Origin of the sequence: Pollutibacter soli, from assembly GCA_029269725.1 — a bacterium.
In the GTDB taxonomy this organism is placed as follows: domain Bacteria; phylum Bacteroidota; class Bacteroidia; order Chitinophagales; family Chitinophagaceae; genus Pollutibacter; species Pollutibacter soli.
The window spans coordinates 128,043-142,521 of the sequence record JARJHS010000010.1 but is presented as its reverse complement, the minus strand read 5'-3'; the positions used below and the strand labels follow the sequence as shown (position 1 = coordinate 142,521).

12 protein-coding genes are annotated in these 14,479 nt (G+C 41.7%); 9 read left to right on the top strand and 3 right to left on the bottom strand.

Translation table 11 applies throughout. The annotated features are described in order from the left end of the window. Positions 1 to 6 precede the first annotated feature (6 nt). Positions 7 to 591 (bottom strand): HupE/UreJ family protein, encoded by a 585-nt coding sequence (locus tag P2W82_RS20975; RefSeq protein WP_336517903.1) that lies wholly within the window; start codon positions 589 to 591, stop codon positions 7 to 9. A 40-nt stretch (positions 592 to 631) separates the two neighbouring features. Between P2W82_RS20975 and P2W82_RS20970 the strand changes: the two genes are divergently transcribed. After that, entirely contained in the window at positions 632 to 1,126 is a 495-nt protein-coding gene (locus tag P2W82_RS20970; RefSeq protein WP_336517902.1) for a DUF6702 family protein, read from the top strand. 180 nt (positions 1,127 to 1,306) lie between these two features. Here P2W82_RS20970 and P2W82_RS20965 read toward each other — a convergent pair whose 3' ends face one another. Both P2W82_RS20965 and P2W82_RS20960 read right to left on the bottom strand, forming a co-directional pair. Beyond that, positions 1,307 to 1,939, bottom strand: a complete 633-nt coding sequence (locus P2W82_RS20965) for an FMN-binding negative transcriptional regulator (protein WP_336517901.1) — start codon at positions 1,937 to 1,939, stop codon at positions 1,307 to 1,309. Positions 1,940 to 1,988: 49 nt separating this feature from the next. Beyond that, positions 1,989 to 3,083, bottom strand: a complete 1,095-nt coding sequence (locus P2W82_RS20960; protein ID WP_336517900.1) for an Mrp/NBP35 family ATP-binding protein — start codon at positions 3,081 to 3,083, stop codon at positions 1,989 to 1,991. 107 nt (positions 3,084 to 3,190) lie between these two features. On the opposite strand from P2W82_RS20960, the gene P2W82_RS20955 reads away from it, so the two are divergent. The 8 genes from P2W82_RS20955 (at position 3,191) to P2W82_RS20920 (ending at position 14,460) form a co-directional block, all read left to right on the top strand. After that, positions 3,191 to 3,832, top strand: coding sequence for a carboxypeptidase-like regulatory domain-containing protein (locus P2W82_RS20955; protein ID WP_336517899.1), 642 nt, complete (start codon positions 3,191 to 3,193; stop codon positions 3,830 to 3,832). A 693-nt stretch (positions 3,833 to 4,525) separates the two neighbouring features. Then, a complete protein-coding gene (locus tag P2W82_RS20950) occupies positions 4,526 to 4,963 on the top strand; it encodes a response regulator (RefSeq protein WP_336517898.1) in 438 nt (145 codons plus the stop codon). Between the two features lies 1 nt (position 4,964). Beyond that, on the top strand, positions 4,965 to 5,591 hold the full coding sequence (locus P2W82_RS20945) for a biliverdin-producing heme oxygenase (RefSeq protein ID WP_336517897.1): 627 nt from the start codon (positions 4,965 to 4,967) through the stop codon (positions 5,589 to 5,591). A 2-nt stretch (positions 5,592 to 5,593) separates the two neighbouring features. Next, positions 5,594 to 7,861 (top strand): ATP-binding protein, encoded by a 2,268-nt coding sequence (locus tag P2W82_RS20940; RefSeq protein WP_336517896.1) that lies wholly within the window; start codon positions 5,594 to 5,596, stop codon positions 7,859 to 7,861. Between the two features lie 31 nt (positions 7,862 to 7,892). Continuing rightward, entirely contained in the window at positions 7,893 to 8,783 is an 891-nt protein-coding gene (locus P2W82_RS20935; RefSeq protein ID WP_336517895.1) for a 3-hydroxyacyl-CoA dehydrogenase family protein, read from the top strand. A gap of 5 nt (positions 8,784 to 8,788) precedes the next feature. Continuing rightward, positions 8,789 to 9,088 carry a hypothetical protein gene (locus P2W82_RS20930; RefSeq protein WP_336517894.1) on the top strand — a complete coding sequence of 100 codons (300 nt, stop codon included), beginning with the start codon at positions 8,789 to 8,791 and terminating at the stop codon, positions 9,086 to 9,088. Between the two features lie 400 nt (positions 9,089 to 9,488). Continuing rightward, positions 9,489 to 11,933 carry an ABC transporter permease gene (locus P2W82_RS20925; RefSeq protein ID WP_336517893.1) on the top strand — a complete coding sequence of 815 codons (2,445 nt, stop codon included), beginning with the start codon at positions 9,489 to 9,491 and terminating at the stop codon, positions 11,931 to 11,933. Positions 11,934 to 12,075: 142 nt separating this feature from the next. Continuing rightward, the gene (locus P2W82_RS20920; protein ID WP_336517892.1) at positions 12,076 to 14,460 is read left to right on the top strand and encodes an ABC transporter permease; all 2,385 of its coding nucleotides are present in this window, start codon (positions 12,076 to 12,078) and stop codon (positions 14,458 to 14,460) included. Positions 14,461 to 14,479 lie beyond the last annotated feature (19 nt).

The window sequence follows — 14,479 nt, the reverse complement described above, 5'->3', positions numbered from 1 at the left end:
AAAATTCTATTCTGAATGTGGGAATCTCGTAATTGCCATTTCCAGTGCAAGTGCGAAGATTGCCGAAGATAGAAAAATCACCCAGTCTCTTCGCTTAATGGCAAACCAATTGGTTAATACATAAGTCAGCAACAGGATCAGTAAAACTACAACAATCTGCCCAATTTCAAGACCCAGGTTGAAACTGAAAAGAGGCCATCCGATCTGCTGCTGATCAGCCAGCATAAAGCGGATTGCATTGGCATAACCCATACCATGTATTAATCCAAAACCTAATGCGAGAATATAATTGAGTCGGATGGAACCGCTTTGCTGACCCGATCGGATCAGGTTAAAAACTGATGTAGCTACAATGGTACATGGTATAGCAAACTCAACCCATCCCGATTCGAACCGGATGATATTAAACACCGATAAGACCAGCGTGATCGCATGACCGATCGTAAAAGCCGTTACCAGCCAAAGTACCTGTTTCCATTGGTTCAGGACGTATACAACACTCAAAGCAGCAATAAAAAGAATATGATCGAGCGCATCAAAACTGATGATATGATCCCAGCCCAGCTTAAAAAACAGGGAAAAATCCTTCATGCCTTAACAATAAGGTTGAAAAATAAAACAGAGTTTTGTCTTGTCAAAAAATACTGTTGCGATGGTTATGATTTTGTGCAGGGTTATGCTTTTATTAATGCACCCTTTTTATGTAAGTGTTACTGAAATAGAATATAAATCGAACTCAACCGAACTCGGGGTATCTACAAAATTCTTCACTGATGACCTGGAAGAAACATTGAAAAAATTTTCAAATTCAAAGGTTGATCTGAAGAATGGCGATGTAAATACCAATAAAAAATGGATTGAATCCTACCTCAAAAAACATCTGCAGATCAAAATAAATAATAATACAATCGATTTTCAATTCCTCGGCTATGAGATCGACCAGGAAGCTACCTGGTGTTATTACGCTGCTGAAAAAATACCTGAAGTAAAAATCGTTGATGTAACCGCAGATCTTTTATATGAAGTCAAAAAAGAACAGATCAATCTTTTTCATGTGATTGTGAACGGGAACAGAAAGAGTAACAGGTTGACGGCGCCGGATAACAGTTTCAGGGAATCATTTTAGGAAAAGACAGTAGAATGAGTAGTAACAAGCCTGATTAAATGTATAGTAGTTATCGAACGCTCTGTCTTTCCTCTCTGTGTGAAGTTCCTCGGTGAACTCTGTGTTTTGAATGTTATTGAAAACTGCTTTACAGGACATTTTTAATTAAATTTTACTGACTTTATTTCCTCTGCCCACAGCCTATAATGTATTTCCCGCCACCGACCTCTTCTTCATCTCTTCCGCAACAACAGCGGCTTCTCCGCCTTGATCTTCCAGTTTATTGATAATATTATGATATGATTTCTCATCCCTGTTCTGGCTCAGCTTGAATATATTTTCAATAGATTCCACTTCAATTTCAAATGCCTCTATCGCTTTACTTAGTCTCTCAACATATTCCTTCGGAAGTTGATCAAATCCTGCAGGCGAATGCGGATTATTTTCAAAATGATCCGTCGTCTTCTTCAGCATCGTTAATAAAAAATCATGATCACGGAAATAAAGTTTTCCGCGCACATGAACAGAGATATAGTTCCAGGTGGATGCCTGCTGTGGATTAGTATACCAGCTGGCACTCACATAGGTATGTGCACCCGTGAACACCACTAATGCTTGAGGATTTTTGAGTAAAACTTTATGATGATCCGTCTGCTTCATGATATGTCCTGAGAGCCACAGCTTACCATCTTTTTCTTCAATGAACAATGGCACCTGTGTAGCTGCAGGAACATTATTCTCGCCAACACCAATCAGCATCGCAAAAGGGTTCGCCCGCATAAAAGCAAGTACCTTTTCTGCATCCTGCTCTTTGAAATAAGGAAGTGAATACATACGATGAGAAGATTTTCAGAAAGACCTGTCAGGTCGGTCCAGTTAATTATTACACTACAATCTCAACAACTTTTGTAGGATCTACATGCGCGTTGCGCATGGCTATACTTCGAACTGTATTGTCTGCAAAATGGATAAATGCATCGCGTGTAATTTCATCCTGGCTCCGCATAATCGGAACGCCGGTATCACCGCCTTCACGAATCGACTGAACCAGCGGTACCTGACCAAGCAATGGAATATCCAGCTGATCTGCAAGTTTTTTTCCACCATCTTTCCCGAAGATATAATACCGGTTGCCGGGTAATTCTGCAGGCGTAAACCACGACATATTTTCCACCAATCCGATGATAGGCACGCGGATCTGTGTCTGGCTGAACATTGCAATAGCTTTCCGGGCATCAGCAAGTGCAACATCCTGCGGAGTAGTCACTATAACTGCACCGGTTACCGGTACCGTCTGCACCAGTGTCAGGTGGATATCACCTGTGCCCGGCGGCATATCAATAATAAGATAATCGAGTTCCCCCCAATAAACATCACTCACAAACTGTCGGATTGCACTGCTGACCATCGGCCCGCGCCATACCACAGCACTCTTTTCATCCACCAATAGCCCGATACTGATCAGTTTAATACCATACTGTTCCAGCGGAACTATTTTATCTTTTCCTTCCACCTGCATCATGAGTGGCCGCTCTCCACGAACACCAAACATAATAGGTACACTTGGGCCATAAATATCAGCATCCATCAGACCCACCTTCGCGCCATTTTCAGCGAGTGCCAAGGCGAGATTAGCAGCTACTGTGGACTTGCCAACACCACCTTTACCACTGACCACAGCAATAATATTTTTTACACCGGGAAGCAGTTGTTTGCCATCCAGCCTGCTGCTTGTCGTATTGGCAGTAAATTTTATATCAACGATTGCAGTTTTGTCCACGAGATCATGGATCGCTTTTTCACAATCCCTTCGCATCATTTCTTTTAAAGGACAGGCTGGTGTGGTTAATACAATTGTGAAGTTGACGCGGTTCCCAGTGATCATCACATCCTTAATCATGTTCAGTGTCACCAGGTCTTTACCCAGATCCGGTTCCTGTACTGTTCCTAATGCTTTTATTATTTCCTGCTGCTGCATGTTCATGTATTGTTAAAAAAAGGGCCAAAGTGCAAATTTAACTATTAAGACCCTTACTTTGTTTTTTCCGCAGATGGAGTTAATTTGTGGTCATTATCAAAACCTTGATGAAGAAATCTTTACGATACCTGCTTGTACTATTTTCTTTTCTGCCGTTTGCAGCAAAAGCACAATTTGAGACGTTCAAGGATTCTGTTGTACAGCTGTATGGAGTAGTAATGACTGCCGACAGTTTACGTGGATTGCCATTTGTGAGCGTGGTAGTGAAAGGTACTGGTCGCGGAACCGTAACCAATCCTGAAGGCGTGTTCTCCATAGTCGTTCTGAAAGGTGATGAAATAGAATTTTCTTCCATCGGTTTTAAAACGAAACTTTATTCCATTCCGCGCGAAATCCAGGGCAATCAGTATAGCCTGATTCAACTGATGGTTACCGATACCGTGTTCATGCCTGCGACGATCATCAAAGCACGACCGACGCGGGAACAGTTTGAAAGAGATTTTGTGCGAACGGATGTACCCACTGACGATATCGAAGTTGCGCGACAAAATACCGATCCGGAAAAACTCCGGGCGATCGGTTCTACCATGCCTCGCGACGGACGAGAAGCTTCCAATTTTGCCCTGGTACAAAATGCGCAGAAATATTACTACGCAGGTCAGACCCCGCCAATGAATATCTTCAACCCCGTGGCCTGGTCGGAGTTTATCAAGGCCTGGAAACGGGGAGATTTTAAAAAGAAAAATTAAGGCAGTCTCACTATTAGCGCGACGCTGATGTTACTTTAAAAAATAACATAGATCGTCTGGGTTATAGCCTCTAAGACTCAAAGACTGTAAGGCAGTTCAAAGCAAATCTTTGAGCAACCTTCGAGTCATGGAGACTTCCCGGCAAAAGGTAGTTATATAGCAGAAGTAAGGAGGCAGAAGAATTAGTGAATAGTTGTTAGTATCAGACATACTATTGTACCTCTCCTTGATACCAGTTGAGCTGCCCGTTGTCTGTTGCCAGTTTTAAGACTTAAGAGATGCGTTGATTTATCAGCTCGGCGTTCGCCGGATGCTGGATTGAATGGTCATTTTTTCTTTTCGACGTCACCTGTTTCAATTCCATTTTTCAGATTGGTTTTTGCTTTCTTTAAATTTCTTTGATCGCGAAACAACTGTCCGGCTGTCTCTGGTTTTATTTCCTCTTTTCAAATTTCCGGATTTCCGTTGTCCCTTTTTAGTTGCCGGATTTTCTTGCCGGACAACGCATGCGCTGCCTCTGCAATACCTCTGTTTTTTGTAATTTTATATCCTGTATTTTCCGGTTTTCAGTTTTCTTCCTGTATCCAGTATTCTGTATTCTGTTTCTCTCTTTGGCGTGATTCTGGTATTTATTTACGCATGCGTTTGGACCAGGTGCAGAGAGAAATCTTTTAATGTATATTTAATCTGTTGATGAATAAAGGAATTACAATTTTTTACGTCGATGATGACCAGGATGACCTGGATTATCTTTCCATTGTTATCAATGATATCAATAAGGGTGTGGAATTATTTACACACAACTCCGCAAACGATCTGATGCATGCGTTGCATAATCCGCCTCCGAAACCGCATGTGGTTTTCGTGGATTTGAATATGCCGGGGACCAACGGTTTTGAACTGGTGGAAGACCTGCGAAAATCAGAACAACACAAGGATCTTCCTATTGTTGTTTTTTCTACTGCGACTGACCCTGAAAGCATAAGAAAAAGCAAAAACCTGGGAGCAAATTTTTACCTGCCAAAATCCGGCGATTATTCTGCGCTTCGGAAATCCATCGAATACGTTTTGGATATTGATTGGCAGAACTTTATTCCCGGTAACGAAAACTTTATTTACAGGTACAACTGATATGGACGCTCACATTGATGAAAGCCGTTCCGATATATTGCGGAAGCTTTTTCATGAACGGCTGAAAGAAACTACTGCAGATGCTCACCAGGCACTGGAAGATACTTCGATCTCCAAAGCGCTGGTTGCGTCTGATCTCAATCTTTCCACCTATAAGACCTACCTGAAGTTAATGCTGGATGTGAATTGGGATGTGGAAGAAAATATTTTCCCATTGGTGTCCGATATTATTCCGGATCTGGATAAAAGAGTAAAATCAAAAACCATTATCACTGATCTTGAAATGCTTGGTGAATCTGATATTGTACCTTCTGTAAGACCTTTTACTTCTGATGGAAAGATCATCACGAAACCGCTCGCGCTCGGTATATTGTATGTAACTGAGGGCTCCACGTTAGGCGGAAGATACATTCTGAAAAATATTCAGAACGCACTTCGGTTAAATAAAGATTACACCGCATATTTCTGCGGATACGGTGAACAGACTGGCCCACAATGGAAAAAATTCATGGAACAACTTTCAGCCTATGCTGTTGATCAGAACTGTGAAGACGAAATTATTTCGGGTGCAGTGTTTGCATTCAACAAAACCCAGGAACATTTTTCAAACCCTGGCAATTACTCCTGAAGATGCAGATAAAAGATATAGTTAATCGTAGCATTGTTAACCTTACCAACTGCGAACAGGAACCCATACATATCCCTGGTACCATCCAGGAGCATGGATTCCTGTTAGCTTTGAAAACCGATGAACAGATTGTAGAATTTTGCAGCGGCAATCTCGAAAAATTTACAGGTATCACTTACTCCCAGGCATTGGGTAAAAGATTCTCTGAATTATTTGGAGAGCCATCGTCTGTTTCATTGTCTGATTTTCTTACAAAACATTTGAAATCGGCTGAACTATGGGAACTCTATTATAATGAACAGTTTTTCAGTTGCAATATTCATCAATTTAACGGATATATATTTCTTGAGGCGCAACCCGTCAATGAACCATCAAAGCAGTTTTCGGACGTATATTCACAAACACGCCTCTTCCTGTCGTATATGGAAGCGTCCAATACTTTGCAGGAACTCTGCGCAAAAGTGGCAGCCAATATCAGGAACATCACTGGCTATGACAGAGTGATGATCTATCGCTTTGATGCTGAATATAACGGGGAAGTATACGCTGAAAGCCGTCGCGATGATCTCGAACCCTTCCTTGGATTGCATTATCCGCATACGGATATACCGGCTCAGGCCAGGGAGTTGTATCTTAAAAACCTGGTTCGCATCATCACGGATATGAATTATTCACCGGTACCGATCTATACGATTGACGATTCACCTGACAAAAATCTCGATCTCAGTTACTCTATACTTCGTAGTGTATCTCCTATCCATGTGCAATACCTGCAAAATATGGGTGTCGGCGCTACGCTTACCATTTCGCTGGTACACAACCAAAAACTTTGGGGATTGATTGCATGCCATCATTATTCACCGAAAAATATCAGTTTTGAAGTAAAGATCGCAGCACAGTTGCAGGGGCATTTTATCACTTCGCAAATTGACACACGCAAACAAAACGAGGAATATGAACTGGCAAGAAAATGCAATGAAGCGCTGGAGAAATCAATAGCAGCAACCAATATTTCTGCATATGATTCTTTCAGAAGTATAGCAGCAAATCCTGAACTGCTGAAACTTTGCAACGCCACCGGCGTTGCGTTGCTGGTCAACGGTTTTTTATACATGGGGGGTAAAACACCCGATGAATCGCAGATAAGAAAAATATTCCGCAGATTTTCAGATGAAGCCAAGTATGCTGAATTTTTCAGCTCAGAACTGAATAAATTCTATCCCGAATTTGAACATATCTGCGAGCATTCTGCCGGAATAATTTTCCATGCATTATCAGCGGATTATTCCAATTGTATCATCTGGTTCCGTCCTCAAACGCTCAGTGAAGTACATTGGGCTGGCGATCCTGCAAAAGCAATTATAAAAGATGAAAAAGGATTGTCACCACGCAATTCTTTTAAACTCTGGAAAGAAGTGGTGCGTTGCAAGTCGAAACCCTGGTTGCAACCGGAACGGAATGCTGCTGCACGCTATGCACAAAGCTTGCAGAAACAGGTGAATCTTTTAATTATTACTGAAGAAGAAAAAAAGTATCGTGAGCTTTCCGAGTTGCTGTTACAGACAAATGCTGAACTGGAAAATATCAACTGGATCAGTGCCCATGATTTGCAGGAACCTTTGAGAAAAATACAACTTTTTGCTTCTCATCTTCTGTACAAGAACAAGGACTTGAATGAGTCAACACCTGTGATAGAAAAGATCAGTTCTGCTGCAGCACGAATGCAGAATCAACTAAAGGATATACTGAAATATACTCGCGTTAAATATTCAGATACGCCGCCTGAGAGAATAGATCTGGAAAAATTACTGTTTGAAATCAAAAAGGAAATACAGGACTCCCAGGATGGGAAATTATTTGATATCACGATTTCGGCTATGCCCGAAATTCCAGGAATTCCATTCCTGGTAAAGCAGGTTTTTGTCAATCTTCTGAATAATTCAATCAAGTTTGCTGCAGGTACAAGAGCATTGAAAATTAATATTACATATAAAGGACTAACCGAATTTCCACTGAGTCCAAACAAGGAACTTTATCACCTGATACTCGTTTCCGATAACGGTATTGGTTTCGATTCTGAATACGGTGAATCCATATTTAAAGTCTTCTCGAGGCTGCATTCACATTCAGAATACGAAGGTTCCGGAATCGGTCTTGCGCTTTGTCGTAAAATCATGAATACACATCAGGGTTTTATTACGGCTGAAGGATCTGCGGACGCAGGCGCTGTATTCAGTTTGTATTTTCCAACGTTCAACGTTGAACGTTAAACGTTGAATGACAAACGTCATATATTTGGCCATGGAAAAAATTGCAGTGATTGGAGCGGGAACCATGGGCAACGGCATCGCTCATGTCTTTGCTCAAAACGGTTATCCGGTAACGCTGGTAGATGTTTCTGCATCGCAATTGGAAAAAGCAATCGAGGTAATCAGTAAAAATCTTGAACGCCAGGTGGGTAAAGGGACTATAACGGACGCAGTAAAAACCGAATCCCTTTCCCGTATCAAAACGGAAACGGACCTTACAAAAGGGGTCGCTGATGCTGAGTTAGTTGTCGAAGCCGCTACAGAAAACACTCAACTCAAGCTGGACATTTTCAGACAGCTGGATGCCCATACTTCCTCTGACTGCATACTCGCAACAAATACTTCTTCCATTTCGATAACAAAAATTGCAGCAGTTACAAAAAAGCCGGGTAAAGTGATCGGCATGCATTTCATGAATCCGGTACCTGTGATGAAACTGGTAGAGATCATTAATGGTTATGGTACGGAAAAATGGGTAACTGAAAAAATAATTGACTACACGCAATCACTCGGTAAAACTCCCTGCGCTGTTAATGACTATCCCGGCTTTATCGCCAACAGGATTCTGATGCCGATGATCAATGAAGCCATTTATAGTTTGTATGAAAGTGTTGCGGGTGTTTCAGAGATTGATACAGTTATGAAACTCGGAATGGCTCATCCCATGGGCCCGTTGCAACTCGCGGATTTTATCGGTCTCGATGTGTGCCTGGCCATCATGCGGGTTTTGCATGACGGATTCGCACAACCGAAATACGCCCCCTGTCCATTGCTCGTGAATATGGTGACTGCGGGCAAACTGGGCGTAAAATCCGGAGAAGGCTTTTATTTTTATACGCCGGGGTCAAAAGACGCAGTCCCTTCATCAACTTTTTCCAGGTAATTTCTATGTCATTCTTTTCATTATTTTTTGGAAAGAAAAAAGATCCCTCACTTCCAGATTTCGTCAGTGAACTTGAAGCCCTGGGCTATTTCCGTTATGCCGATGAACCTGATGTTGAAAAACCAGCAACCGAACTAACGGAGAGTTTTAAAAAACACCGGATATTGGATACTGAATTTGATGCAAAACTTCCGCAATACAAAGACCATCGTTTGTATTTCTATGACGGCGAAGACTTATTTGAAGATGGTGGTATTCAAGCTACCTTTTCCTCGGAAAAGAAGGATTCGAAAGACGGGGACTGAAATCAGAATGGGAGGAAGGATCCGCTGAACATAACGACGCTGAATTGACCCGTACCGGATGCGAACGTTTATAACAGGACTTACCTTCTTTCTGAATGGTTAGGGTATCTGGTATGAAATTATAGCTGAACAAAATTTATTTACGGACATAAATTGTACCGAAACCGTACATTTCCCCCCATTCTTGTATTCCTAAAACATTGATATTCAACACCTGATACGGATGGTACATTTTCTGTCCGGTGTAAGGGTTCCCGGCGCATCCGCAACATTTTCCAATAAAAGATATCCTTAGTAAGATAAGAACCGGATGGCCAGTGGTAAATCAATCCGGCCTGTATCAGAATCCGATTACCGGAAAAATAGGTTTGCGGCAAAGACAGATGTAAACAACCATTCCATGATAGCTAATTATTTCAAACTCGCTTTTCGTAACCTGCTGAAGCGAAAAGGGTATTCTTTCCTGAATATTCTCGGTTTGTCCATTGGCATCACCTGTTGCCTGTTGATTTTTCAATATGTCGCATTTGAAAGGAGCTACGATTCTTTTTCGAAGAAATCGCGACAGATTGTGAGATTACGTCTTGACTCTTATCGGCAAGGTCAGCTGGCATGGAAATCGGCAACATCTTATCCCGCTTTCGGGCCCACGATGAAAAAAGATTTTCCGGAAGTGGAAAATTTTTGTCGCCTGATCGATGCTAACCTTCTGCTTTCCAATGAAGAAAAAAATGTAAAATTCTTTGAAGAAAAAGGATATTATGCAGACACATCGGCTTTGTCAATGTTTGGTATACAACTGATCAAAGGAAATCCTGGCACCGCTCTCTCCGATCCTGACAAACTGATACTCTCTGAAACAATGGCCAGGAAATATTTTGGTAATGAAGATCCCATTGGCAAACGACTGGTCAATCGCGACGGGAACTATACTCCAACCTTTGAAGTAACAGGTGTTTTCAAAGATTTTCCAAAGAACTCTCACCTCATCATCAATCATCTTGCATCATATTCGAGTCTTGGAAAACAGCTTCGATTTTACGGCGATACATCCAACGCAACTGAAACAGCATGGGGATGGTACGACTTCTACACCTATCTGCAACTTCGTCCCGGAACTGATCTTCGAAAATTCGAAGCAAAATTTCCAGCTTTTTGTGCGAAATATATAGACGGACTGGAATGGGCAAAGAAGAATAATATCAAGACGGTTATTTCTGCATTGCCATTAAAAGACATTCATCTCTATTCAAATTATAACCAGGAAGCGGAAGTAAACGGAAACGGTCAATCAGTTTCATTTTTGTTTCTTATCGCTTTTTTTATCATCTGTATTGCCTGGATCAATTACATCAATCTTGCAACGGCACGCTCACTCGAAAGAGCAAAAGAAGTGGGTGTTCGAAAAGTTATGGGTGCTGCAAGAAAAAACCTGGTGATTCAATTCCTGATCGAAAGTATTATCCTAAACCTGATTGCGCTGACATTGGCTATCGTTGCCGCATACCTGCTGACTCCATGGTTTAACAGGCTGACCGGAAAAGAAGAATTGATCGGATTCTCTCTGCCTGCAAATTACTGGCTTGGCTTTGCTGCAATGTTTATTGGTGGAAGTCTTCTTGCCGGAATTTATCCCGCTTTCGTTTTATCTGCATTCCGCCCTGTACAAGTTTTGAAAGGACTATTTAAAAACAGTACCGGCGGACTTGTGCTTCGCAAGGGGCTTATCATTACTCAGTTCGCGACTTCAGTTGTACTCATAGCAGGAACGATGATCGTTTACCAGCAGGTTAGTTTTATGCGCAAACAAAAAATTGGCGCTGATATCAACCAGACATTGGTTCTGAGTGGAGCCGGATCAATTACAGATTCTATTTACCAGAATATCTTCCAACCATTCCGAAACGATCTGCTGAAAATAAAAGGGGTAAAAACTGTAAGTGCTTCTTCCGGCATCATGGGTAAAGAAATTTACTGGACAAATGGTGCACACCGCCTTGGCACTGCCAATAAGGGCGCAATGACACTTTACAATATGGGTGTCGATTACGATTTCATACCCTCCTTCGGACTTGAGTTAAAAGCCGGTAGAAATTTTTCCAAAGAATTTGGTACTGATGAACATGCGATCATTCTCAATGAAGAAGCAGTGAGGCAACTTGGCTTCAACGATATGAAACAAGTACTCACTGAAAAAATATTTTCTGCTGGTGATACTGTACAGGTGGTTGGTGTGCTGGCGGATTATCATCACGAGGGATTGCAAAAAGCAATCGATCCCATGATCTTCCGCCTGAGGCCAAATTCAAGAAATTCATATGCATTGAAAATGGAAACTGCCGGAATGGGTTCGTCGATTGCGGCAATTGAAAAAACCTGGGTTAAATATTTCCCTAACGACCCTTTTAATTTTTATTTTCTGGATGAATCATTTGATCAGCAATACAAGGAAGATAAAAGGTTTGGAACTGCTTTCGGACTTTTCGCCTCGTTGGCGATACTGATTGCATGCTTCGGATTGTTGGGACTTTCAGCTTATAATATTTTACAACGCACAAAAGAGATTGGCATAAGAAAAGTGATGGGTGCATCGATCCAAAATCTCTTATTCATTCTGTCAAAAGATTTTTTGAAGCTGGTAATAATTGCATTTGTAATTGCAGTACCTGTCACCTGGTGGCTGATGTATAACTGGCTGCAGGATTTTGCATATCGCATCAACATCAGCTGGTGGGTTTTTATAATTGCAGGTTTGGCTTCGGTTGCTGTCGCTGTGATTACAATCAGTATACAAGCGATCAAAGCTGCAATGGCGAACCCGGTAAAGAGCTTAAGGACGGAGTAACGTTTAACGTTAAACGTTGAACGTAACAGCCAGTGAGTAGTAGATAGTAAGTAGGGGAACAGCCGACTGTTCCTGTAGTTGGTATAAATTATATCCGCTGCCTGTTGCCTCCTGTAAACTATAACCTGACAACTGACAACTAATGATAAAAAGTTATTTCAAGATCGCCTGGCGAAACCTGGTAAAAAGCAAAGGTTACAGTACTATAAATATTGGTGGACTTGCCGTCGGAATGGCGGTAGCCATTCTTATCGGCCTTTGGGTACATGATGAGCTGAGCTTTAATAAATATCACCAGAACTATGATCGCATTGCGCAGGTGATGCAGCATGCCAATTTCAATGGCAGGATCGGAACACAAACCGCAAACCCGGCGGTAATGGGTCCGGAGTTGCGTGCGAAGTACGGAAGTGATTTCAAGTACGTGGTGCAATCTTCCTGGACAGGATCACAATTATTTTCTATCGGCAACAAGCACCTGCCGATAACAGGTAACTTTTTTGATGCTGATGCTCCTGAAATGTTTTCATTAAAAATGATCAGCGGATCGCGTAGCGGTTTGAAAGATCCCTACTCTGTTTTGTTGTCAGCCTCTGCCGCAAAATCTCTTTTCGGAACAGATGATCCTATCAACAAGATCTTAAAACTGGACAGGCAAAATGATGTAAAAGTAACCGGCGTATATGAAGATCTTCCGGACAATACATCTTTCCGTGAAATAAAAATGATGTTGCCATGGGAACTGTGGATGATTAAAAACCCATGGGCGAAGGATATGGAAAATCCGTGGGGAAGCAATTTCTCCCAGACATTTGTTCAGATTGCGGACAATGCCGAGATGCAGAAAGTTTCCGCAAAAATCAAAAACGTAAAACTCAATAATATCAGCGACGAAGAAAAGAGATATAAGTGGGAAGCTTTTCTCCAGCCGATGAGCAGGTGGAACCTGTACAATGAGTTTAAAGAAGGCATCAATACCGGTGGGAACATTCAATATGTTTGGCTGTTTGGCATCATTGGCATTTTTGTTTTACTATTGGCATGTATCAATTTTATGAACCTCGCTACAGCGAGAAGTGAGAAAAGAGCCAAAGAAGTGGGCATACGAAAAGCAATAGGTTCGATGCGCTGGCAACTGATCAAACAATTTTTTGCAGAATCTTTTCTGGTCGTTTTTATTGCATTTATCTTTTCTTTTATTCTCGTTTTGCTTTTCATTCCCGTCTTCAACGATATCGCAGGTAAAAAAATCGAAGTGCCGTGGCAGAATCCATGGTTCTGGATTTTCAGCCTGGCATTCATCATCTTTACAGGATTACTGGCAGGCAGTTATCCGGCTTTATACCTTTCTTCATTCCAGCCATTGAAAGTGCTGAAAGGAACTTTCCGTGTAGGTAAAATGGCCTCAGTTCCAAGAAAAATACTGGTCGTCGCGCAGTTCACGGTATCGGTAATGCTGATCATCGGAACAATCATCATTTATCAGCAGATACAGTATGCGAAAGAAAGACCTATCGGTTACTCGCGCAATGGGCTGGTTGCAATGGGATTAGAACCGGAGATCAGGAAACATTTTGACGCAATAAAAACTGAATTGAAAACTGCAGGCGCAATAGAAGAAATGGCAGGCTCAAATAGTCCGCTCACACAGGTCTGGAACACCAATGGAGGATTCGACTGGGAGGGAAAAGATCCTAATCTCGCTGTTGATTTTCCGAATAACAGGATATCATATGATTTTGGAAAAACTGTCGAATGGCAGATTAAAGATGGTCGTGATTTTTCAAGAGATTTCGCGACTGATTCGGCAGCGTTTGTTATTAATGAATCTGCTGCAAAATTTTTAGGATTCGGGAATCCCGTAGGCAAAACATTGAAATGGAACGACCAATCGTTTACCATCATCGGTATTGTGAAAGACATCATGCAGGAATCTCCATTCTTTCCTGTTCGACCTACCTTGTACCATATCGGGGATTATGACAACCTGTACCACGTCGTTCTGAAGTTAAACCCGCAACGCAACGCAGGTCAATCTTTAAAAGCGATTGAACAGGTATGGAAAAAGTATACTCCTGATGTACCCTTTGTGTACAAATTTGTTGATGAAGAATTTGGCGGAAAATTTCTTGCAGAAGAAAGGATCGGAAAACTCTCATCCTATTTTGCAGTACTGGCCATTTTCATTTCATGCCTTGGTTTATTTGGGATGGCAAGCTTTGTTGCTGAACAGAGAACCAAAGAAATTGGTATCCGAAAAGTACTTGGAGCCAGTGTTGGAAACGTCTGGCGATTGCTTTCCACCGAATTTATCGTCCTTGTAATCATCTCTTGTGTTATAGCAACACCGGTAGCATTTTATTATCTCAACAGCTGGCTGAAAAATTACGATTACCGGATTTCTATTGGCTGGCAGGTATTTGTAATGGCAGGGATTGCAGCATTGATGATCACATTAGCGACAGTGAGTTTCCAGGCGATCAAAGCAGCATTGGCGAATCCGGTGAAGAGCCTGAGAAGTGAGTAACGTTGAACGTTAAACGTAA